Source organism: Cellulomonas pakistanensis (genome assembly GCF_016862755.1).
Lineage (GTDB): Bacteria > Actinomycetota > Actinomycetes > Actinomycetales > Cellulomonadaceae > Cellulomonas > Cellulomonas pakistanensis.
The window spans coordinates 37,500-59,287 of the sequence record NZ_BONO01000029.1 but is presented as its reverse complement, the minus strand read 5'-3'; the positions used below and the strand labels follow the sequence as shown (position 1 = coordinate 59,287).

Annotated in this window: 19 protein-coding genes, 1 other RNA gene and 1 pseudogene; 14 read left to right on the top strand and 7 right to left on the bottom strand. The window is 78.3% G+C overall.

Annotated features, from left to right (window positions below):
- Positions 1–330: 330 nt before the first annotated feature.
- On the top strand, positions 331–876 hold the full coding sequence (locus Cpa01nite_RS16310; protein ID WP_203669881.1) for a hypothetical protein: 546 nt from the start codon (positions 331–333) through the stop codon (positions 874–876).
- Positions 877–982: 106 nt separating this feature from the next.
- Positions 983–1,210: a DUF8691 family protein gene (locus tag Cpa01nite_RS16305; RefSeq protein WP_203669879.1), complete on the top strand. Its 228-nt coding sequence runs from the start codon at positions 983–985 to the stop codon at positions 1,208–1,210.
- 51 nt (positions 1,211–1,261) lie between these two features.
- On the opposite strand, the gene Cpa01nite_RS18925 is transcribed toward Cpa01nite_RS16305, so the two are convergent.
- Positions 1,262–2,554, bottom strand: coding sequence for a DUF1254 domain-containing protein (locus Cpa01nite_RS18925; protein WP_203669877.1), 1,293 nt, complete (start codon positions 2,552–2,554; stop codon positions 1,262–1,264).
- Positions 2,555–2,893: 339 nt separating this feature from the next.
- Between Cpa01nite_RS18925 and Cpa01nite_RS18760 the strand changes: the two genes are divergently transcribed.
- Positions 2,894–5,425: a winged helix-turn-helix domain-containing protein gene (locus Cpa01nite_RS18760; RefSeq protein WP_239068854.1), complete on the top strand. Its 2,532-nt coding sequence runs from the start codon at positions 2,894–2,896 to the stop codon at positions 5,423–5,425.
- Positions 5,426–5,500: 75 nt separating this feature from the next.
- Here Cpa01nite_RS18760 and Cpa01nite_RS16290 read toward each other — a convergent pair whose 3' ends face one another.
- Both Cpa01nite_RS16290 and Cpa01nite_RS16285 read right to left on the bottom strand, forming a co-directional pair.
- Positions 5,501–5,932 carry a DUF7144 family membrane protein gene (locus Cpa01nite_RS16290; RefSeq protein ID WP_203669875.1) on the bottom strand — a complete coding sequence of 144 codons (432 nt, stop codon included), beginning with the start codon at positions 5,930–5,932 and terminating at the stop codon, positions 5,501–5,503.
- Between the two features lie 46 nt (positions 5,933–5,978).
- Positions 5,979–6,476: a DUF1269 domain-containing protein gene (locus Cpa01nite_RS16285; RefSeq protein ID WP_203669873.1), complete on the bottom strand. Its 498-nt coding sequence runs from the start codon at positions 6,474–6,476 to the stop codon at positions 5,979–5,981.
- A 200-nt stretch (positions 6,477–6,676) separates the two neighbouring features.
- Here Cpa01nite_RS16285 and Cpa01nite_RS18990 point away from each other — a divergent pair.
- The 6 genes and pseudogenes from Cpa01nite_RS18990 to Cpa01nite_RS16265 all read left to right on the top strand — a co-directional run.
- Positions 6,677–7,375: pseudogene (locus Cpa01nite_RS18990) on the top strand (histidine kinase); the annotation flags it as partial.
- A 46-nt stretch (positions 7,376–7,421) separates the two neighbouring features.
- On the top strand, positions 7,422–7,871 hold the full coding sequence (locus Cpa01nite_RS18755; RefSeq protein ID WP_239068853.1) for a sensor histidine kinase: 450 nt from the start codon (positions 7,422–7,424) through the stop codon (positions 7,869–7,871).
- Positions 7,868–8,533, top strand: a complete 666-nt coding sequence (locus Cpa01nite_RS18750; protein WP_239068852.1) for a response regulator — start codon at positions 7,868–7,870, stop codon at positions 8,531–8,533. The genes Cpa01nite_RS18755 and Cpa01nite_RS18750 overlap by 4 nt, the downstream gene beginning before the upstream one ends.
- A 147-nt stretch (positions 8,534–8,680) precedes the next feature.
- The gene (locus Cpa01nite_RS16275; RefSeq protein WP_203669870.1) at positions 8,681–9,856 is read left to right on the top strand and encodes a hypothetical protein; all 1,176 of its coding nucleotides are present in this window, start codon (positions 8,681–8,683) and stop codon (positions 9,854–9,856) included.
- 58 nt (positions 9,857–9,914) lie between these two features.
- Positions 9,915–10,460, top strand: a complete 546-nt coding sequence (locus tag Cpa01nite_RS16270) for an NUDIX domain-containing protein (protein ID WP_203669868.1) — start codon at positions 9,915–9,917, stop codon at positions 10,458–10,460.
- 109 nt (positions 10,461–10,569) lie between these two features.
- Positions 10,570–11,412 (top strand): siderophore-interacting protein, encoded by an 843-nt coding sequence (locus tag Cpa01nite_RS16265; RefSeq protein ID WP_203669867.1) that lies wholly within the window; start codon positions 10,570–10,572, stop codon positions 11,410–11,412.
- Between the two features lie 9 nt (positions 11,413–11,421).
- Here the strand turns inward: Cpa01nite_RS16265 and Cpa01nite_RS16260 are convergent, their stop codons facing one another.
- Together Cpa01nite_RS16260 and Cpa01nite_RS18920 are read right to left on the bottom strand one after the other, a co-directional pair.
- Positions 11,422–12,135: an SOS response-associated peptidase gene (locus Cpa01nite_RS16260; RefSeq protein WP_203669865.1), complete on the bottom strand. Its 714-nt coding sequence runs from the start codon at positions 12,133–12,135 to the stop codon at positions 11,422–11,424.
- A gap of 56 nt (positions 12,136–12,191) precedes the next feature.
- A complete protein-coding gene (locus Cpa01nite_RS18920) occupies positions 12,192–14,186 on the bottom strand; it encodes an HNH endonuclease signature motif containing protein (protein WP_203669863.1) in 1,995 nt (664 codons plus the stop codon).
- A gap of 278 nt (positions 14,187–14,464) precedes the next feature.
- Here Cpa01nite_RS18920 and Cpa01nite_RS16250 point away from each other — a divergent pair, with 278 nt between their 5' ends.
- The 4 genes from Cpa01nite_RS16250 (at position 14,465) to Cpa01nite_RS16235 (ending at position 18,377) form a co-directional block, all read left to right on the top strand.
- Complete coding sequence (locus Cpa01nite_RS16250) at positions 14,465–15,511, top strand: zinc-dependent alcohol dehydrogenase family protein (protein WP_203669860.1); 1,047 nt, start codon at positions 14,465–14,467, stop codon at positions 15,509–15,511.
- Between the two features lie 81 nt (positions 15,512–15,592).
- A complete protein-coding gene (locus tag Cpa01nite_RS16245; protein ID WP_239068851.1) occupies positions 15,593–16,843 on the top strand; it encodes a Nif3-like dinuclear metal center hexameric protein in 1,251 nt (416 codons plus the stop codon).
- Positions 16,840–17,580 (top strand): zinc ribbon domain-containing protein, encoded by a 741-nt coding sequence (locus Cpa01nite_RS16240; protein WP_203669857.1) that lies wholly within the window; start codon positions 16,840–16,842, stop codon positions 17,578–17,580. The genes Cpa01nite_RS16245 and Cpa01nite_RS16240 overlap by 4 nt, the downstream gene beginning before the upstream one ends.
- Positions 17,580–18,377 carry a histidine phosphatase family protein gene (locus tag Cpa01nite_RS16235; RefSeq protein ID WP_203669855.1) on the top strand — a complete coding sequence of 266 codons (798 nt, stop codon included), beginning with the start codon at positions 17,580–17,582 and terminating at the stop codon, positions 18,375–18,377. The genes Cpa01nite_RS16240 and Cpa01nite_RS16235 overlap by 1 nt, the downstream gene beginning before the upstream one ends.
- Before the next feature lie 27 nt (positions 18,378–18,404).
- Here the strand turns inward: Cpa01nite_RS16235 and Cpa01nite_RS16230 are convergent, their stop codons facing one another.
- Positions 18,405–20,315: a threonine/serine exporter family protein gene (locus tag Cpa01nite_RS16230; protein ID WP_203669853.1), complete on the bottom strand. Its 1,911-nt coding sequence runs from the start codon at positions 20,313–20,315 to the stop codon at positions 18,405–18,407.
- A gap of 132 nt (positions 20,316–20,447) precedes the next feature.
- The gene (locus Cpa01nite_RS16225) at positions 20,448–21,233 is read right to left on the bottom strand and encodes a YaaA family protein (RefSeq protein WP_203669851.1); all 786 of its coding nucleotides are present in this window, start codon (positions 21,231–21,233) and stop codon (positions 20,448–20,450) included.
- Between the two features lie 113 nt (positions 21,234–21,346).
- On the opposite strand from Cpa01nite_RS16225, the gene rnpB reads away from it, so the two are divergent.
- Positions 21,347–21,733: RNase P RNA component class A (gene rnpB, locus Cpa01nite_RS16220), an RNA gene on the top strand.
- Positions 21,734–21,788: the final 55 nt, after the last annotated feature.

The following is a 21,788-nucleotide window of genomic DNA, read 5'->3' as shown; positions in this document are numbered from 1 at the left end:
GGGGGAGATCGCCACGAACATCACCGGCGTCGCGTCGGCGGCCGTCGACTCCTCGCGCACGCTGGGGCGCATGGGCGACTCGATCGGGGAGCTCGCCCGGATGTCCGAGGACCTCCGGGGCCAGGTGGCGCGCTTCACGTACTGAGGCGGCGGCGCCGGGCGCGCCGGGCGGCGCCGGCCTCGCCGGGAGTGCATCCGACACGTCGAGCGAGCATCCACTGGATGCTCGCTCGACGTGTTTCCTGCTCGTTCGGCGTGACGGTCGGGTGCGTGACGGGGGCAGTGGGGGCCCTGCCACCCGGATGGTCGGCGCGTGCCAGGGTGGACGGCATGGCCCTCGACGACGACCGCCCGACCGACGACGTCCTCCCGACCGGCGACGAGCTCGCGCCCGACCGTGACCGCCCGCGACGCCGGCTCGCGCTGCTCGCCCTGGCCGTGCCCGTGGTGGCGGTCGCCGTGGTGCTCGGCGTCCGGGCCACCGGCGCCGGGCAGCTCGACCCGGACGCGGCGCAGGCCGCGGTGGAGCGCGTGCTGGCGGCCGAGGTCGTCGCGCGCGGCGCGGGCGAGGGAGCCTGGAGCGCCAGCGGTGTCTCGGCCGACGCCGAGCGGTCGCTGTTCGCGTCGTCGAGCGAGCCGGAGCCGGACCCCCGGGACGTGACCGTCGTCTGCGCCTCCGAGGGCGGCGCGCCCGCGCACCTCACCGTCCGGGTCGCGGGGGAGACGGTGGTCCAGGCGGCGGTCGCGTGCTCGGACGGGGCCGACACGGGAGCGGAGCCGGCGGTGACCACGGTGCCGGCCGTCGACCTGGACAGGGCATGGTCGTTCGAGGTCGCCGGCGAGACCTACTCCGCGTTGGCGGTCCTCGTGTCCTGACCCCGTACCGGCGGCGCTCACCCCCGGCGCGTGACGCCCCGGCGCCCCGGCGGCGGGACGCTGGCCGCACCGCCGCGGCGGTCGACGGCGGGGGGGAGGCGGACGCGTGATCTACCACATCCGGGTCGTCGGCCCCGAGCGCGGGCTCGGCGGGATCGGCGACTTCGCCGACATCGTGGCCGCGCCCACCCACGACGGCGCGATCCTCTCCTGCGAGGTCCCCGACGCCTCGGGGCTGACCGGCGTCGTCGCGCTGCTGTGCGACCTGGGCGTCGACATCGCGGAGCTCCGGGCGGTGGGCGCGCACGCCGGCGACGCGGCCCGCGCCGACTGATCGCCCCCACGCCGTCCCGACGCCGTCCGCGCCCTCCGACGACCCGGCCGCTCACCCCACGGCCCGCAGCTCCGGCGCCCACCCCGCCGCGGCCGCACCCGCGTCCGGCGCGTACAGCCGTAGCACCAGGCTGAACGGCCCGGGCGGCACCGGCAGCCACCCGGCGCGCCGGGCCACGTCGAGGGGGGCGTCGTGCTGCACCGCGACCGCGAGCGAGCCGTCGCCCGACCACGGCAGCCCGGCCGTGCCCGCCCCCAGCGCGGCCCGGTGCAGGGGGGTGGCGACGAGCTCGCCGGACGGCTCGGCGTACGCGGCCAGCGACCAGCCGAGCCGGGCCGGCACGGGCCCGGGCAGCACCAGGCGGTACCGGCGCCGCCCCTCGAGCGGCTCGCCGTCCAGCGAGCGCCGCCGCACCGCGCGGACCTCCTCCGGCTCGGGCGCGTGCAGCTCGTGGACGGCGGCGACCGCGCGGCGCAGCGCGGCGTCCTCCGGCGCGCCCCGGCCGGGGTCGGGGCGCTCGCGCCGCAGCGCGTCCTCGAGCTGGGCCGCCCCGAGCGCCGCGCCGCGCGCGACCAGGGCCCGGGTGCGGGGGTCGAGCGTGCCGTCGGTCCCGGGCAGCAGACCCAGCCGGGCCCACCGGTCGAGCAGCGCCCGGTCGCCGGGGTCGGCCGGGCGGGTGAGGCGCAGGAGGAGCGCCAGGTAGTCGACGAACCCGGCGCCCCAGGCGCGCTCCTCGTCCCAGGGCAGCCAGGCGAGCGACGGCGCGGGCCGGGGCGGCACGACCCCGCCGAGCGCGTGCAGCGGCCGGACCCGGAACCGCCGCTGCAGGGCGCGCGCCGCCGGCAGGTCGCCCGGGGTCGGGACGGCGGTGCGGGCGACGACCCGCACGACCCCGGAGGCTGACCGCAGGACGCCCCGGACGCCCGCGGGCACCCGTCCGTCCCAGCCGGGCCCGGCGACCGCCCAGTCCGCGGCCGCGGGCCCGGTCGCCGCGGTGCCGAGGTGCGCCACGGTCCGCGCCAGCAGGTCGACCACCTGGAGCCCCGCGTACAGCCCCGGCGGGAGGTCCGGGTGCCCGACCACGGCGGGCTCCGGGCGCAGGTCCAGCCACGCGCTCGACCGCAGGACGTGCGGGTCGCCCCACCGGGTGCCGTCTCCGGGCGCCGCGGGGCCGGCGTCGTGGTGCAGCACGCCGAACGACCCGACGCCGGTGCGGACCTCGGTGCGCAGCTCGCGGTAGCCGAGCAGCGCCGGGTGCGCCCAGACCGCGGCCTCGGCGGCGGCGCGGACGACCTCCGGGTCGCGCGGGACGGCAGGGACCGGGGCGGGGAGGGTCTCCGGCATCGCCCACCGCCCTCGCGCCCGTCCCCGCACCGACGTCCACCAGCACAGCGAGCGCGGCCACGGGGCACCTCACCCGCGCTGTGTGATCCCGCTCCCGGGCGACGGGCGCGCGCGCTCACCCGCCGCGGGTGAGGGAGTCACGACAATTCGTGACACACGACCACCCGGCGGGTGTCATGGTGGGGGAGCGATCCGGGGGCTGCGAGGGCGGGGTCTACGGTGACGTCGGGCACGCATCGGGGGGGCGTGGGCATGGACGCTGGGGAACACGGCGGCGGGGGTCCGGGACCGGGGCACCGCGGATCCGCGCGCGGGCGCACGCCTGCCGGCAAGCTCACCGTGCCGCGCCCGCCGCGCGGCGTGGTGCCGCGGTCGCGGTGCGAGGAGGCGCTCGCGGCCGCCGTCGCGGCGCACCGGCTGACGCTGGTCAGCGCGCCCGCGGGCTTCGGCAAGACGACGCTGCTCGCGCAGTGGGCCGCCACGGCGCGCGGCCCGGTCGCGTGGGTGTCGCTGGACCCGCTCGACGACGAGCCCGGCCGGCTGGCCGGCGTGCTCGGGGACGCGCTCGCGGGGCTGACCCCGGGCGCGGCCCCCGACGACGACGCGGCGGGCGACCGCGCGCTGACGTCCGTCGCGCGCCGGGTGGACGCGGTGGTCGCCGCGCTCGAGCGGCTGCCGGCGGACGCCGTCGTCGTGCTCGACGACGTCCACCTGCTGTCCGCCCGGACGGCGCGGGAGGTCCTCGGGCCCGTGCTGCGGTACGCGGGGCCGCGGTTCGTCCTGGCGGGCCGGTACGACGCCGCGCTGCCGGTGAACCGGATGCGGATGGCCGGGGAGGTCGGGGAGCTGCGCGAGCGGTCCCTCGCGTTCACCGCGGACGAGGTCGTCGACGTCGTGCGCGCGCTCGGCGGCCCGGCGGACCCGGCGGCGGTCCGCGCGCTGTGGGAGGTGACGCGCGGCTGGCCCGTGGCGGTCCGCCTCGCGCTGGCCGCGGACGTGCTCGCGTCCTCGGGCGAGCCGCTCGCGCACCTGCGCGACCGCGACGTGCCGATCACCGGCTACCTGGTCGAGGAGGTCATCGGCTCGCTGCCCGACGACGTCGCCGACTTCCTGCTGCGCGCGAGCGTCACCGACCAGGTCGACCCCGAGCTCGCCGAGGCCCTGGTGCCGGGCGGCGCGCGGCTGCTCGACGAGTGCGCCGCCCGGGGCCTGTTCCTGACGGAGGTCGGGAACGGCGCGGACGGCCCGGTCTACCGGTGGCACGCGCTCGTCGCGGCCCACGCCCGCGCGGTGCTGACCCGCCGGGACCCGATGGCCGCGCGGCTGGCGCACCGGGTGGTCGCGGCGCACCTCGGGCCGCGGGACCCGGCCGCGGCGATCCGGCACGCGCTAGACGGGCACGCGCCGGACCTGGCGGCGCAGGTGCTCGGCGAGCGGTGGCCGGACCTCGTGGTGCGCGGCGACGTCGGGCAGGTCCGCGGGCTGCGCGCCGCGCTGCCCCCGCGGTACCGGCGGGACCCGGACGTCCTGCTGGCGCTCGCGGCCGCGCACGCCTCCGACGCGGAGGGCGCCGGCGACGCGGAGGGCCGCCCCGCGCGGGCCGGCGAGCTGGTGCGGACGTTCCTGGGGCCCGGCCGGCTGCCGCTCGAGCAGTCTGTCCGCGTGGGCCGGGCGCTGCTGGACGAGGTGGCGGACGACGCGACCCGCGGCCTCGGCCTCTACCTGGTCGGGCGCGCGGAGCTGCAGCGGTACGGGCCGGACCCGGAGGCGCTCGCGCACCTCGCGGAGGGCGGCGCGCTCGCCGCCGAGCGCGGGTGGGTCGCCCTCGAGCTCGGCTGCCGGGCGGAGGAGGCGCTCGCGGCGGCGCTCCGCGGGGAGCTGGCCGACGCCGTCGATCGCGCCCGGGCCGTGCTGGCCGCGGCGGCGCTGCACGACTGGCAGGGCGCGAGCATCGTCGCCACCGCCCACCTCGCCTGCGGGTTCGCGGCCTACTGGCGCGACGAGCTGTGCGCCGCCGCCGGCCACCTGCGGGCGACGATCGAGGCGGCGGACCGCACGCGCCCCGAGGTCGCCGTGCACGCGGCGGGGATCCTGGCGCTGGTGTGCCTCGCCCAGGGCGACGCGCCCGGCCTGGCCCGGGCCCGCGAGATCACGGACGCGCCGTGGCGGGACGGGGCTGCGGCGCCGGAGTACCTCACGGCGTTCCGCGCCTTCCTCACCGCCGTGCAGCTCGGAGTCGAGGACCGGCCGCGCGAGGCGCTGGCGCTGGTCGACGAGGCGTCGCCGGCGTTCGCCGACCCGCTCGCGCTGGGCTGGCAGAGCGACCTGCGGCTCCGGACCGGCGACATCGACGGCGCGGAGCGCGCGCTGCGGGCGGCCGAGCGCGCCGCGGACGACGCCACGGCGGCGCTCGGCTCGGCGCCGCACCAGCTCCGGGTCGCGAACCTCGCCGCGGCGGCCGCGCTGCGCGCCGACGAGGACGCCGCGGCCGCGCACGTCGCCCTGGAGGGCGCGCTGGCCGCCGCCGCGCCGCACGGGCTGGTGCGCCCCCTGCGGGACCGCGCCGCCGCCCTGCACCCCCTGCTGTCCGCGCACCTGGAGTGGGGCAGCGCGCACGAGCCGCTGGTCACCCGCCTGCTGGTGGCCGAGCACGAGGCGCCGACACCGCGCGCGTCCGCGTGGGACCTCACGCCGCGGGAGCGGGACGTGCTGGCCTGCCTGCGGTCGTCGCTGACCTCGGAGGAGATCGCCGGGTCGCTGTTCCTGTCGGTCAACACGGTGAAGACCCACATGCGGGCGATCTACCGGAAGCTCGGGGTCGACGGCCGGCGGGCCGCGGTCCGCACCGCGGTCCAGCGCGGGCTGCTCTGAGGCCGGCGGGGCGCGCCTCGCGGCCGGCACCTCCCGTGCGGAGGCGGCCGGCCCCGAGGCGGTCCGGAGGGGACGTCAGGTCGACACGGGCCGCAGCTCCCCGCCGTGCACGATCAGCGCCCAGAGCACGGTCACGCACAGGCCGATCGACACCAGCGACCACCACGGCGTGGCGGGCAGGGCCGCGAACTGCAGCAGCAGCTCGAGCCCGACCAGCACGATCGCGGTCACCCGCGCCCACGTCGCGGCGGTCGTGAGCAGCGAGACGCCGACCACGAACACCAGCGCGGACACCACGAGGTGCACCCAGCCCCACGTCGAGATGTCGACCGTCGCCAGCCCGTAGGTGGTCCACGCGACGATCGTGTTCGGGGAGAACACGGCCACCAGGCCGCTGAACATGCCCCACAGGCCCATCAGGATCATCATCAGCGCGCCGAACCAGATCCAGCCGACCCACCCGGTCTGCCGGGGCCGCACCCCGGGCTGCGCGTACGCCTTCGCCATGGCCGTGCTCCTCCCCGCCGGGACCCCGCCCGGCACGTGCGACCGCTCAGGCGTTCTCCTCGAACGCCTCGCGCAGCCGCGCCTCCTCGTCCTCGGACAGGTTGGTCTGGATGAGCTCGGGGTGGATGCCCTGCTCCTTGAGCGCCCCGAACACCTTGTCCGGCACCGCGCCCGACGACAGCAGGAACAGCGCCGAGGTGCCCGGCGTGACCTTGCTGCGCACCGAGTCGATGAAGTCGTCGTCGATGCCGACGTCGGTCAGCGAGCCCGCGAGCGCGCCGGCCGCCGCGCCGATCGCCGCGCCGATCAGCGGGATGAAGAACAGCAGGCCGAAGAGCATGCCCCAGAACGTCCCGCCCAGGGCGCCCGCGGCGGCGAGGCTGTGGGCCTGCCGGGTCTTCGGCTTCGACTTCTCCGGGTCCCAGGACACTGTCGCGGCGTCGTGCACCTGGATGAGCTCCTGCTTCGCGAGCTGCTCGAGCGCCTGCTCGGCCTGCTCGGCTCCGCCGGGGGTCTCGAACTTCCACACGCTGAGAGTGGCCACCGTCGTGCTCCTTCGTCCGGGTTCGCCGACCGGCCGGCCGGTCGGGGCGTCACGTCTGCCAGCGTCCCGGCGGGCTCCGGCGGGCCGCATCGCCCGGGCCGGGTGACCCGCGCGGGGCCGGGTCACCCGCCGCGGACGACGCCCCGCCGACGGCGCGGGGCGACGCTCGTGGCGAGCAGCCACGACCGGGGGGAGCCACCATGCCCGACGACCGCGGCGGCGTGGCACCTGCACGCGCCCCGGCTGTCCGCACCGCTCCGCCCCCGCCGTCGACGGCGACCGGCCGGGCGGGGCGGCCGCTCGGCCGCGCCGACGAACCCTGGCGCCTGGCGCTGTCGGCCGTGACGGCGGCCGGCGGTCTCGCGCTGGTGCTCGCCCGTCTCCGGTCCGGCGTCGCGCTCGACCCGGTGGGGTGGGAGGCCGCCGCGCAGCTGCTCGGCGCCGCCGCGCTCCTGCTGCGCCGGGACGGCGCGGCCCTCGCCGTCTGCCTGCCGCTGTGCCTCGTCACGCCCGTGGTCGCCACGCCGGTCGCGCTCTACCTCGTGGCCCGGTGGGCCGGCTCCCGCACCGCGTGGGTCGGCCTGGTCGCGGCGCTGTCCACGATCTGGCCCGCCTGGCAGCTCACCACGTACCGGTCGGGCGTCGCGGTGCCCCTCGTCCTGCTGCTCGACGTGGTCGTGCCGTGGCTCGCCGGCCGGGGGCAGGCGGCCGCGAGCGCGGCGGCCGCCCTGCGCGCAGACCAGGAGCGCGCCGCGGCGGAGGCGGCGGTCGCGGCCGTGCGCCGCGCCGAGCGCACCCGGCTCGCCGGCGAGCTGCACGACGTCGTGGCGCACCGGATCAGCCTGGTCGTCCTGCACGCCAACCTGCTCGACACCACCTCCGCCGACCCCGCCGTGCACGCCGAGGCGGCCGCGATCCGGGACACCGGGCGCGGCGCTCGACGAGATGCGCGAGGTGCTGCGGCTGCTGCGCCGGGAGCCGGGCGAGGACGGCCTGTCGCAGCACGCGCTGCCGGAGGTCGACGGGCTGGTGTCCGCCGCCCGGGACGTCGGGCAGCCGGTCGCCGCCGTGGTCGCCGCGGCGCACCGGGAGCCGCCCGACCCCGCCGAGCGCACCGCCGTGCGGGTCGTCCGCGAGGGCCTCACCAACGCGGTGCGGCACGCGCCGGGCGCGGACACCCGGGTGCTCGTCGAGGAGAGCGGCGCCGAGCTGCACGTCCAGGTCGTCACCGGGGAGGCCGCTGCCGCCCCGACCGGGCTCACGACCGGCGGCACGGGGCTGGCCGGGCTCCGGGAGCGCGTCGCGCTCGTCGGCGGCCGGCTCGACGCCGGGCCGACCCCGGCCGGCGGGTTCCTGCTGGACGCGCGGCTCCCGCGCCGCGCCGCGCCCGCATGATCCGCGTGCTGGTGGTCGACGACGAGGCGCTGTTCCGGCGGGGGATCGCGCGGCTGGTCGACACCGCCCCGGACCTGGAGGTCGTGGGCGAGGCCGCCGACGGGCGCGCCGCCGTCGAGCAGGTGCGGGCGCACCGGCCGGACGTCGTGCTGCTCGACATGCAGATGCCGGTGATGGACGGGCTCAGCGCGGCGCAGGAGATCCTGCGGGCGGGCACCGGGGCGGCCGTCGTCGTGCTGACGAGCTTCCTGTCCGACCGGTACATCGTCCCGGCCCTCCGGCTCGGGGCGTCGGGGTACCTGCTCAAGGACAGCTCCGTCGAGGAGCTGCACCGCGGCATCCGGGCGGCGGCGGCGGGCGAGGCGATGCTGTCGCCGACGGTGACGCGGCGGCTGCTCGAGGCGGTGGGCCCCGCCCTGTCCGGGACCGCGCAGGCCGCCCGGGATCGGGTCGCGCCGCTGAGCGCCCGGGAGCGCGACGTCCTGGCGTGCGTGGCGCAGGGGCTGTCGAACGCCGAGACCGCGCAGCGGCTCTACCTCGCCGAGCCCACCGTCAAGGCGCACCTGGCGCACGCGATGACCAAGCTCGGCGTCGCGAACCGCACGCAGGCGGCGATCGTCGCGCACGACGCGGGCCTCGTCGCGCCGCCCGCCGGCGGCTGAGGGGCCGGCGTCGTCGTCGAGGAGCATCCGATCGGACCGGGCGGGACGAGCCGGTCGGACGAGGTCGCGGGGGTGCCCGCGGCGGGACCGTGGACGACATCACCGGGGGCGGGCAGGCCGTCCCCGCGGAGCCACCAGGAGCCCGTCATGTCGTCCGCCGCCCTCGTCCTCGCCGCGTCCGTCTCCGGAGCGACGCTCGTCCTCCCGGCCGCCCCCGCGGCGCCGGCGGCGGACCTCGCGGCGGTGCCGGCCGGGCACGGCGTCGTGTGCACCGTCGATGCCCCGACCGCGCCGACCTCCGTGCTGGGGTCCGCCGGCTGGACCGAGCACGTGCCCGGGTGGACCGAGGTCGTCCGCGAGGCGTGGACCGAGGAGCTGCCGGCGTGGACCGAGACCGTCCGCGAGGCGCGGACCGAGGAGGTCCCGGGGTGGACCGAGACGGTGCGCGAGGCGTGGACGGAGACCGTGCTGGTCACGCCGGCGCACACGGTCGAGGAGGTCGTCACGCCCGCGTGGGCGGAGACGGTCGTCGACCGCCCCGCGTGGACCGAGACGATCGAGCACCCCGCCGAGACGCACGCCGTCGAGCACCCGGCCGTCACCCGGACCGAGTGGCTGATGCGGCAGAAGAACGGCAACGGCGAGTCCTGGACCGCGGACCGGTCGACGTTCCCCGGCAACGGCTGGCAGGTGGTGGACCAGCGGGAGGCGGTCGTCACCCCGGCGTGGACCGAGACGGTCGTCGACCGCGCCGCGTGGACCGAGACGGTGGAGCACGCCGCCGAGACCCACGTGGTGGAGCACCCCGCCGAGACCCGGACCGTCGAGGTCCCCGACGAGTGGGGGATCGTCGAGCACCCCGCCGAGACCGTCGAGCACCCGGCGTCCGTGGTGACGCACCTCGCCGAGACGGTCGAGCACCCGGCCCGGGCGGTCGAGCACCCGGCGGAGACCGTCGAGCACCCCGGGCGGACGATCACGCACCCGGCGGTGCTCGACGAGGTGCCCGGGTCGCCGGGCACGGAGTCGTGCGTCGCGGCGGCGGGCGTGGACCCGGCGGGCGGCGACGCGGCGGCCGTGGCCGCGGCGGGCGGCGACCCGGCGGGCGTGCGGCCGGCGCTCGAGGACGCGGCGGGCCCCGCGGGCGCAGCCGGCGTGCCGGGCGCGGACGGCGCAGGGTCGGCCGTGCTCGCCACCACCGGCTCGGACGCCGCCGGCCTGGCCGCGGGCGCGGTCGGTGCGGTCGGCCTGGGGCTGGTCGTGCTCGGCGCCGCCCACCTGGTGGGGTACGGCTCCCGCCGGACCGGCGGCCGGCGGCGCTGACCGGCGCCCGGCGGCCGGGCCGCGGTGCCGCGGTGCCGCGGCTGGCACGATGGCGGGCATGTCCGCCTGGCACGCCCACGACTCCCGCACCGTCTACGAGAACGCCTGGATCCGGGTCCGGGAGGACGCCGTGACCCGGCCCGACGGCGGTGACGGCGCGTACGGCGTCGTCGAGGTCCGGCACCCCGCGGTGTTCGTCGTCCCGGTCACCGACGACGACGAGGTCGTGCTGGTCGAGGTCGAGCGGTACACGACCGGGGCCGTGTCCCTCGAGGTGCCGGCGGGCGGCTCGGACGGCGAGGACCCGCTGGTCGCCGCGCGCCGGGAGCTCCGCGAGGAGACGGGGCTCGCCGCCGACGAGTGGACGCACCTCGGCCCGGTATTCTCGCTGAACGGCGTCGCGCACGCCCCCGGGCACGTGCTGCTCGCCCGGGGCCTGCGGCCCGCCGACGAGGCGCACGCCCAGGACGAGGAGGGCATCGTCGGGCTGCTCCGCGTGCCGTGGCCGCAGCTCCTGCACCTGGTGCGGGAGGGCGCGATCACGGACAACGAGACGCTCGGCGCTCTGCTGCACGCGGCGGTCGCCCTCGGCCGGGTGTCCTGACGGGCCGGCGCCGGCGGCGGTCGGGGATACCGCCCGGGGCGGCCGGGCTGCTACGGTCGCGAGCCGGTAAGGATAGCCTTACCAACGCCGTCGACCCGAGGAGCGCACCGTGGCCCGCAGCACCGCCGAGAGCCGGCGCAAGCCCGAGGTCACCGAGCTGCTGACCCTGGAGGTGCTCCGCACCGAGCGCGTGTCCACCGGCTTCGTCCGGGTCACGCTCGGCGGCGAGGACGCGGCGCGGTTCCGGCCCATGGGCTACGACCAGTGGTTCCGGCTGTTCATCCCGGTCGCCGACGACGCGGTGCTGTCCCGGCTGCCGAACAAGCTCGACACCCTGGCGTACCTCAAGTACCTGGCGATCGCGCGCACCCAGCGGCCGGTCCTGCGGAACTACACGGTGCGCGCGTACCGGCCCGACGGCCCCGAGGGCGCGGAGCTGGACGTCGACTTCGTGCTGCACGGCTCGCCGGAGGACGGCACGTCCGGTCCCGCCGCGACCTGGGCGCAGACCTGCGCGCCGGGCGACGCCGTGGCGATCCTCGACGAGGGCATCACGTTCCCCGCCGCCGCGGCGCACGACCGGGTGCTGCTGGTCGCCGACGAGACCGGGCTGCCCGCCGTCGCCGGGGTGCTCGCGTCGCTCGGCCGGCACGTGACCGGCGTGGCGGTGGTCGAGGTGCCGCACGCCGACGACGTCCGGGAGCTCGACCGACCCGCCGGCGTGGCGGTGCGCTGGGTGGTGCGCGACGACCCGCACGCGCTGCCGGGTCCCGCGGCGCTCGCGACCGTCGAGGCGCTGCCCGTGCCGGCCGGGCCGGTCACGGCCTGGGTCGTGGGGGAGCAGGCGCTCGTCGCCGGGGCGCGGCGGCACTGGGTCGCGGCCGGGGTCCCCAAGCAGGACGTGACGTTCTGCGGGTACTGGAAGGCGGCGAAGGTCCGCGCGGCGGCCTGAGGGCGCCGCTCAGGCGTCGGCGGCCGGCGTCACCGGCTCCACGAGCCCCGGTCCGTCGTTCGCCACGTTGCCGACGGCCCGGCCGACCTCGCGGGGGGTCAGGTGCGGCTCCGGGACGTTCACCAGCATGGCGCCGACCTCGTCCGCGGCGGTGATCGACGGGTCGAGCCACTCGTCCCACAGGTGCCCGGGCAGCAGCACGGGGCAGCGGTCGTGGATGTGGCCGAGGCTGTCGGTCGCGGGCCGCGTGATGATCGTGACGGTCCAGAGCCAGCGCGCCGGGTCGTCGTCGGCCTTCGAGTGGTCGCGCCACAGCTCGTACAGGCCGGCGGCGGCGAGCGGCTCGGCGCCGTGCAGGAAGTACGGCGTCTTGGGGCCGCGCTCGTTGGCCTGCCACTCGTAGTAGCCGTCCATCGGCACCAGCGCGCGCCGCTTGGCCGCGGCCTTCCGGAACGCCGGCTTGTCGAGCACGGTCTCCGAGCGGGCGTTGATCATGCGCGAGCCGATCGACACGTCCTTGGCCCACGACGGCACGAGGCCCCAGCGAGCCTGCCGGAGCTGGCGCTGCGGACCGTCGTCCTCGACGCGCTCCAGCACCACGGGGACGTCCTGGGTCGGGGCGACGTTCCAGGACGGGCCCGGGTGCTCGCCGAGGATCCGGTCGATCGCGAGGTCGCGCTCGAGCTGGTCCTCGGCTCGGGTCTGCGCGTAGCGGCCACACATGGGTGCCAGTGTGCCGTGCGCCACCGACACGGACGAGGGCTGGCGGGCGGGGCCGGTCAGAACGGCGGGGGTGCGTCGTGCGGGTCGGTGGTGGCGTCGTGGGCCTGGCCGGTGCCGGGGCGCACGAGGTAGCGGTGGCCGGTGGGGGTGAGCCACTCGAACAGCCCGGGTTCGATCTGGCGCAGCCGGAAGCCGCCGTCGGTCTTGAGGCGGTGGTGGCGGCGGCACAGGGGGCCGAGGTTGTCGGCGTCGGTGCGGCCTAGGGGCTGGTCCGGGGGCGCGCCGGGTTGTGGGTGGTACTCGACGGTGTGGTCGAGGTCGGCGCGGCGGGCGGGGACCGTGCAGCCGGGAAACGCGCAGGTGCGGTCGCGGGTGCGGACGAGCTCGGCCAGCGCCGCGGTGGGCCGGTAGCGCTCGCGCCCGACGTCGAGGACGCGGCCGGTGCGGGGGTCGGTGACGACCCGCCGCCACACGCCGCCGGCGGCCAGTGCTCGGGCGGCGACGGCATCGATGGGGCCGTAGCCGTCGAGGTCGGCGGGGGCGTCGTCGAGGCCGAGGAGGGTGGCCGCGGAGATGGTGACGCGGACCTCGGCGCCGGGGCGGGCGCAGCCGCAGTGCCCGGCGCGCGGCTGGGCCGGCGTCGTGGCGGGGGACGCGGATGCGGGTGCAGGCGCGGGGGACTCGGATGCGGCGGGCGCGCTCGCCACGGCGGTCAGAGCGCTGGGCGTTGGCACGGCGAATCGCGGTGCCGCGAAGTCGGGTGCCGTGGGCTCCGGCGGGGTGGGCTCGGGTGCCGCGGAGTCGGGTGCGGTGGGCTCGAGTGCGGCGGGCTCCGGCGGGGCGGGCTCGGGTGCTGTGGGCTCCGGCGGGGCGGGCTCGGGTGCGGTGGGCTCCGGAGGGGTGGGCGCGGGGACGGGGACGAGCGTGGCGGGCTCGGGTGCGGCGGGTTCGGGCGTCGCGGGCTCGGGGACGGCGACGGGGATGAGCGTGGCGGTCGGGCGGGGCTCGGTCTGCTCGGGGCGCGCGGACCTCCGGCGGACGGTGGTCACCAGGTCGGGGACCGGGCGTTGCGGCGGCTCCGGCACCGGCACCGGCACCGGAGCCGGTGCGGGTGGGTCGAGGTGCACCTCGACCGCCGGGCCGTCCGCGGGCGGGACGTCCCCGACGACCAGGTCCCGCAGCCCGTCGGCGCGCAGCTGGTCCAGCGTCCGCCCGTCCCCGACGGCCTGGGCGGCCCGTGCGGCGTGGTCCAGGACGCCGTCGACCCGGGTGGCGTCCTCCGCTGCCATGACGACCCACATCGCGGCCATCCCGTGCGGCCGGGCCTGCGGGTGGGTCACCCGGCGCGTGCGTCGGGCGTGCTGGTGCCGACCGGCGGCACCCTCGGCGTCGACCAGCCGGATCTCCCGCGCGACGCGCTGGCGGAACTCGGCCACCGAGCACTGGTCGGCGTCCGGGAGGACCGCGTCCTCCACGGCGTGGGCCGCCTGCCACGGCACGTCCGCCAGCCCGGACGCCAGGACCTCGGCCTTCGCGGCGTCGATGTGCCCGGTCTGCAGCGCCTCGGCGGTGGCGGTGAGCATCCCGTCGAGCACCAGTGCCCGGTGCACGGCCTTGCTCGCGGCACCCCTCGACCACCCGAGCCGCGCCGAGATCTCGTCGCCGGCGACCGACGACTGGACCGGCGGCGCCCCCGCCAGCGGGGACCAGTCCGGGCTCATCTCCGGCCGCGAGGCCAGCTCCGCGATCGCCTCCAGCGTGCCCGCGTGCTGATGCGCCTCCATCCGGGACCGGGCGGCCACGACCTCCATCAAGATCATCGGCGACAGCACCGTCAGGTCCAGCCCGCGCAGCCAGGCGTCGAGCTTCGGCCCGGGCGGGCAGGCAGCGATCGCTTCCGCCTGCCGCTGCTCGCCGGTCCGGGGAGACCCGCCAGCCGCCACCACCGGGTCCGGCCCGTAGTCCGTCAGGCACGTCCCGTCGGCCCCGTAGACCGGCAGCACGGCGGCGGCGGCCTCGTCGCCGTCGGTGCATCGCTGCAGGTCATCCATGGAAAAACCCTACCGACGACCACCGACACGACCCGCCCCGGCGACTCGCGCCTGTGGACCACGCACGCCACCCGCGCCTGTGGTCAGTTCGGTGCCGCCGCGCCGCGGGCGGGCGACCCGGCGCCGCACCGGCGCGCACGCCTGCTCGGCGCCCACGCCGACCCCGCCGACCCCCCCGCCGCCAGCGGTCCGGCACCGGTCCGGCACGCCGCCGAGTGCCCGACCGACGGCCGACCCCCGCACCCGCCCGTCGGCCCACCCCGACGTAGGCTGCCCCCGTGCGAGCGACCCTCATCCACGGCCCCCGCGACGTCCGCCTCGAGCAGGTCCCCGACCCCGCGATCCAGCGCCCGACCGACGCCCTCGTGCGCGTCGTGGCGTCCTGCGTGTGCGGGTCCGACCTGTGGCCCTACCGCGGCGTCCGGCCGACGAAGCAGCCGCGCCGCATCGGGCACGAGTTCGTCGGCGTGGTCGAGGAGGTCGGCGCGGACGTCCGCACGCTGCGCCCGGGCCAGTTCGTCGTCGCGCCGTTCACCGTCTCCGACGGCACGTGCGCGCACTGCCGCAACGGCGTGCACACCTCCTGCGTGCACAGCAGCGGCTGGGGCGGCGACGACGCCGAGGGCGTGTTCACCGACGCCGGCCAGGGCGAGTTCGTCCGGGTCCCGCTCGCCGACGGCACGCTCGTCGCGATGCCCGGCACCCCCGACGCCGACCTGCTGCCGCACGTCCTCACGCTGACCGACGTCATGGGCACCGGCCACCACGCGGCGCTGTCCGCGGGCGTCGGCCCGGGCTCGACGGTCGCGGTCGTCGGCGACGGCGCGGTCGGGCTCTGCGCGGTGATCGCGGCGAAGCGCCTCGGCGCGGAGCGCGTCGTGGCGCTGTCCCGGCACGAGTCCCGGCAGGCGCTGGCGCGCGAGTTCGGCGCGACCGACGTCGTGGCCGAGCGCGGCGACGAGGGCGCCGCGGCGGTGCGCGACCTGCTCGGCGGCGGCCCGGACCAGGTGCTGGAGTGCGTGGGCACCAAGGAGTCGATGCAGCAGGCGCTCGACACGGCGCGCCCGGGCGGGCAGGTCGGGTTCGTCGGCGTCCCGGCGGGCGGGCCGGAGCTCCCGGTGCAGCAGATGTTCGGCACGAACGTCGGCGTGCGCGGCGGGATCGCCCCGGTGCGGGCGTACATCGAGGAGCTGGCCGCCGAGGTGTGGTCGGGCACGATCCAGCCGGGCAGGGTGTTCGACCTGGTGCTGCCGCTGGACGAGGTCGCCGAGGCGTACGCCGCGATGGACGAGCGCCGCGCGATCAAGTCGATGCTGCTGCCCTGACCGCGGCACGACCGGACGGGACGCGACCGGACCGGACGACGGGGCGGCGCGCGGATGACCGGCACGGGTAGGTTCGACGGCGTGAGCCAGCCGACCCCGTCGACCCAGCCGACCCCGCCGTCCGACCCGGTCGCCACCCTCGCCGACGTGGTCGGCGTGCTGGGGCGCCGCTACCCGCCCCGCACCGCGGAGTCCTGGGATCGCGTCGGCCTGGTGACCGGCGACCCCGATCAGCCGGTGCGCCGGATCCTGCTCGCCGTCGATCCGGTCGCCGCGGTCGTCGAGGAGGCCCTCGACTGGGGCGCCGACCTGGTCGTCGTGCACCACCCGCTGCTGCTGCGCGGGATCCACTCGGTCGCCGCCACGTCCGCGAAGGGCGCGCTGCTGCACCGCCTGATCCGCGGCGGGGTCGCCCTGTACACGGCGCACACCAACGCGGACGCGGCCGCGGGCGGGGTCGCCGAGGAGCTCGCCCGGCTGGTCGGCCTCGAGGACCTGCGCCCGCTCGTCCCGGCGCCGGCGGAGCCGCTCGACAAGCACGTCGTGTTCGTCCCGGCCGGCGACGCCGAGCGCCTGGTCGACGCCCTGGCCGCGGCCGGTGCCGGCGCGATCGGCGAGTACAGCCGCTGCGCGTGGACCAGCACCGGCGAGGGCACGTTCACGCCGTCCGACGCCGCGACCCCCGCGATCGGCCGCGCCGGCGAGGCGGCCCGGGTGGTCGAGGCGCGCGTCGAGATGGTCGCCCCGCGCCGGCTCCGCGCCGCCGTGGTCGCCGCGATGCGTGCCGCGCACCCGTACGAGGAGCCCGCGTTCGACGTCCTGGAGCTCGCGACCTGGGACGGCCCGACCGGCACGGGCCGCGTCGGCCACCTGGCCGAGCCGCTCAGCCTGCACGCGTTCGCCGAGCGGGTCGCCGCCGCGCTGCCCGCCACCGCGCAGGGCATCCGCTACGCCGGCCCGCCGGACGCCACGGTGCGGACGGTCGCGGTCGTCGGCGGGTCGGGCGACTCGCTGTTCGACGACGTCCGCGCCGCGGGCGCCGACGCCTACCTGACCGCCGACCTGCGGCACCACCCCGCCTCCGAGCTGCGGGAGCGCGCGGAGTTCGAGGCGCGCGGGGCCGCCACCAGCCCGCCGTACCTGGTCGACGCCGCGCACTTCGCCTCGGAGTGGCCGTGGCTGCGCGGCGCGGAGCGCGACGTGCGCGCCGACCTGGCCGCCCGCGGCACTACGGTGGAGACCCGCGTGAGCACCCTGCGCACCGACCCGTGGACCGGCCGCGTCCCGGCGCCCTCCAGCACCACCGCACCGTCGGAAGGACACCACCCGTGACCAAGGCCTCCCCGCAGGACCAGAAGCGGCTGCTCGACCTCCAGGGGCTCGACACCAAGCTGGACCAGCTCGCGCACAGGCGCACGGCGCTGCCGCAGCACACGCGGATCGCCGAGCTCGACGCGCAGCTGACGGACCTGGACACCGCGATCGCCGCGTCCCGCACCGCGGTCGGCGACATCCAGCGCGAGGTGAGCAAGGCCGAGGCCGACGTGCAGCAGGTCCGCGACCGCGCGGCGCGGGACCAGGCCCGGCTCGACTCCGGGTCCGGCTCCGCCAAGGACCTGCAGGCGCTGCAGAGCGAGCTCGTCTCGCTGGCCCGCCGGCAGGGCGACCTCGAGGAGGTCGAGCTCGAGGCGATGGAGCGCCTGGAGGCGCACGAGGGCACGCTCGGCGAGCTCACCACCGCGCACGCGGCGCTGCTCAACGACCGCGCGGCCGTCGTGGCCGAGCGGGATGCCGAGCTGGCGGTCATCGAGAAGCAGGCCGGCGAGGTCAGGACCCAGCGTGACGCGATGGCGGCGCCGCTGGCCGAGCCGCTGATCGCGCTCTACGACCGGCTGCGCGGGCGGCTCGGCGGCGTGGCCGTCGCGGCGCTGCGGCACGGCCGGTCCGAGGGCTCCGGCCTGCCGGTCCCGGCGACCGAGCTCGCGAAGATCAAGGCGACCCCGGAGGACGAGATCGTGTACTGCGAGGACTCGGGCCGGATCCTGGTCCGCGGCGAGGACGCGTACTGATGGCCGCCGACGGCCCCGAGGGCACCGCGCAGCCGCTGGAGCCCGAGGCGGGGACCCCGGCGCCGCCGGCGACCGCCGAGCGGGCCGAGCCCGCCCGCCGCGGCCGGCCCTCGGGCGCGGCGGTGCGGTTCGACGATGCGCAGCCCGTGACGGTGATCCTGGTCCGGCACGGCGAGACCGAGATGACGGTCTCCCGCGGCTACTCGGGGTCGTCCGAGCCGGGCCCGTCGCTCACGGAGCGCGGCCGCGCGCAGGCTGCCGCCGCGGGGGAGCTGGTCCGCCGGGTCGGCGACGACCTGTGGGGCGACGTCCCGTTCCCGACGGAGCTCATCGCGTCGCCGATGGTGCGCACGCAGGAGACGGCCGCCGTCATCGGCGCGCGGCTCGGGCTCGCCCCGCGGGTGGACGCCGCGTTCCAGGAGGCCGACTTCGGCGCCTGGCAGGGGCTGACCGCCGAGGAGATCGAGCAGCGCTGGCCCGGGCAGCTCGAGCCCTGGCACACCCGCGCCGACGTCCGGCCCGACGGCGGCGGCGAGTCGATCGCCGACGTGGGGGAGCGGATCGGCGCCGGGCTCGACGGGCTGCTCGCCGCAGGCACCGACCGGACCGTCGTCGTCGTGTCGCACGCCGTCGCCATCCGGGCCGCGCTGGGCCGCACGATGGGCGCGCAGCCGGGGTCGTGGAGCCAGCTCCGCGTCGCGCCGGCGTCGGTGAGCATCATCCGGCTGTTCGCGGACAAGCGGGACGAGGTCGCGGTCGCGGGCGCGCCCAGCGAGGGCTGGCCGGCGCGCGGCTGAGGCAGCGTCCGAGCCCGCGGCCGGGGCTCAGACAGGCGGGTCCGCGCGGTGCGGCAGCCGCGGCGGCAGGACGCCGGGCACGCCGCCGAGCGACCACCGGCGCTGCCGACCCGGGAGGCCGCGCGCCGCCGACAGCCCGACGAGCACGCCCAGCGCGATCGCCACCATCGTCCCGCCGGTCGTCACGAGCGTCGACACGCCGTTGCTGTCGCCGTCGAGCAGGCTGGTGACCCCGACGAGGCCGAGCGCCCCGGGCACCAGCAGCCAGAACGCCGGCAGGAACGACACCAGCGGCGACGGCCCGGACGGGAACCGCGCGACCGCCAGCGCCACCGGGGTCATGGCGAGCGCCCCGACGAACGCCGACAGCGCCCCGCCGAGCAGCGCGTCGCCCAGCACCTGCGCGCCGTACGCGACGGCCAGCACGAGGACGACCCAGCCGATCGACCGCGGCCGGCCGCACCGGTAGACCACCGTCCCGGCGCCGAACACCGCGACGCCGACCCACGGCGCGACCGGGCCGAGCGGGTTGCTGCTCGCCGCGAGCTCGACCGCCGGGACGCCCACCAGCGCGGCCGCCGCGACGATGCCGCCCGCCAGCAGCACCAGCTGCATCGCCCCGGCGGCGATCCGCCCCGCGCCCGACAGCATCTGGCCGGTCGCGAGCTCGATGACGCCCGTCGTCAGCAGCCCGCCGGGCAGGAACAGCACCAGCGGCGCGATCAGCGACGGCAGCACCCCCAGGTCGGGCACGACCCGCGCCGCGAGCAGCACGACCGCGGACACGACGAACGCCGACGCGACGGTCACCAGCACCTCGACGCCGGTGGGCATCGGCCCGACGGTCACCTGGACCGCGCCGACCGCGAGACCCAGCCCGGCCGCCACCAGCAGGTCGACCCACGACCCGCCGAGGAGCGCCGCCAGGCCGACCGAGAGCAGCAGGTAGCCGCCGAGCCGGGCGAGCATGCCGAACGGCGGCGACGCGGCGCGCAGCAGGGCGATCCGGGCGGTGACGCCGGCGACGTCCGCGCCGGGCTCGACGGCGTCCCGCAGGACGTCGGTCAGGTCGTCGACCTGGTGCAGCAGCAGCGGCCGGCGCCCGGTCGACACGGCGGCGGTGGCGACGCCGTCGCCGTCGGGGACCGAGACCAGCAGCGCCGTCGGCAGGACGACGGTCTCGGTGCCCGGGACGCCGTGCACGGCGGCGATCTCCTCGAGCGTGTCGCCGACGGACGACACGGTGTGGCCGGCGTCGACCATGGCCTCGCCGGCGACGACCATGAGGCGCAGGACCTCGGCGGGGGTCGCGGGGGCGGGGAGCTCGGCGGTGTCGGCGTCGGCGGCGGTGCCGGTGGACCCGGCCCCGGCGGCCGCCCCGGCCGCGGCGGCGTGGCGCGCCCGGCGGGCCGAGATCGCGACGACCGCGACGGCGCCGGCCACCACGACGGCGAGCGCGCCGATCAGCTCGGTCCACGGGGTCGACGTGGTCGTCACGGCCGGCGGGACGGAGAACCGCGGCGGAGGGCCGGTGGCCTCCTCCTCGTCCGGGGTGGGCGCGGGCGTGGTCGGGGTGGGCGTCGGTGTGCTGGACGGCGCCGGCTCGGCGGTCTCGGTCGGGGCGGGCGCCGGCTGCGGCACGGTCGTCGGCTCGGGGGCCGGGACCTGCTGCGTCGGCGTCGGCGTCGGGACCGGGGATGTCGTCGGGGCGGGCTGCGCGGGGGACGCCGACGGCGAGGGGACCGGGGCGGCGCCGGTGCCCGCCTCCTGGCCGTCGCCGGTCGTCGCGCCCTGCTGCTCGGCGGTGCCCTGCCGGGTCGACCCGCCCGCGTCGGTCGCCGCGCCCGCCGGCCCGCCCGCGGCCGCGACGACGCCGACCAGCGCGAGCAGGAGCACCAGCAGCAGCGCCGCGACCCGCGCGGTGCCCGTGCGTCGCATGCTGCTGCCGTCCCCGTCCTGCCGTGGTGTGCTCGGGCGGTCGCCCGGGTCACCACGCTAACCGGACCGGCCCACCGGCGCGTGCCCCGCCGGTGGGCACGGCGTGGGTGGCGGGTGAAGGCCTCGTGGGGGTCAGGCCACGACGAGCGACAGCGTGGCGGCCCGGCCCGCCGGGGTGTCGAGCTCGACGGCGAGCAGCTCGGTGCCGACGAGTTCCCGCGCGGCGCGGGCGAGCTGCTCGGGCGTCCCGGGCGCCGCGCCGCGGCGGGTGACGAGGTGCCGGGTGAGCACGCCGCGCGTGTGCTTCGCGTGGTGCGAGACGACCGACCGCGTCCCGGCGACCTCCCGCAGCACGCGCACCTGCACCCACGACCCGTGCGCGGCGCGCGGCGGCTTCCACGCGGCCAGGTAGGTGGCCGACCGGCAGTCGACGACGAGCTCGCCGGCCTCCGCCCGCGGGTCCAGCTCGGCGCGCAGGGGCTCGCGCCAGGCCGCGGCGAGCGGGCCGACGCCCGGCAGGTCGACGCCCATCGACAGCCGGTAGGCGGGGATCCGGTCGTCCGGCGCGACGAGCCCCCACAGCCCGGACACGACCCGCACGGACCCGGCGGCGCGGCGCCGCTGCGCGGGCGTGAGCCGGTCGAGCGCCGCGGCGCCGTACAGCACGCCGGTGTACACGGCGCGGGCCTCGGCGGTGGGCGCCGTGCGCAGGTCGACGTTCCGGGCGACCTCGTCGGCGATGCCCGCGCCCACGCCCAGCACCTCGACCGCGTCCGGCCGGCCGCTCGCCGCGACCAGCGCGTCGAGCACGCGCTCCCGCGTCGTCGTCAGGGCGGGGGCGGACAGGTCGGCCAGGTCGAGGGCGGCGCCGCGGACGGGCGCGGTCTTGCCCTCGGACGGGGGGAGCAGGATGAGCACGGGCTGAACTGTAGGTGCCGCCGGCCGGTCGCCAGGGTCGCGGCGGGCGTGGCCAGCGCCACGGTGGGCACACCGGCGCGAGGTCGCGGGCGTAGTAGGCTGACCGGCGCGGATGAGCTGGCCAGGCGGCCGCGTCGAGCCCTCGGGCTCGCCGAGGAACGTCCGGGCTCCACAGGGCAGGGTGGTGGGTAACGCCCACCCGGGGTGACCCGCGGGACAGTGCCACAGAAAGCAGACCGCCACCGCACGGCTCTCGGGCCGGACGGTGGTAAGGGTGAAACGGTGGTGTAAGAGACCACCAGCGTGCCGGGCGACCGGCACGGCTCGGTAAACCCCACCCGGAGCAAGGCCAGACAGGGAGCGCTCGAGGGCTGCCCGCCCGAGCTCCCGGGTAGGCCGCTGGAGGCGCACGGCAACGTGCGTCGTAGATGGATGGTCGCCACCCGCGCGGGGGCAACCGCGCGCGGGGACAGAACCCGGCGTACCGGCCAGCTCATCCGCGCACGAGAGAGCCCCGGCCGGTCGCGGCCGGGGCTCCGTCGTCGTGGCCGGTGC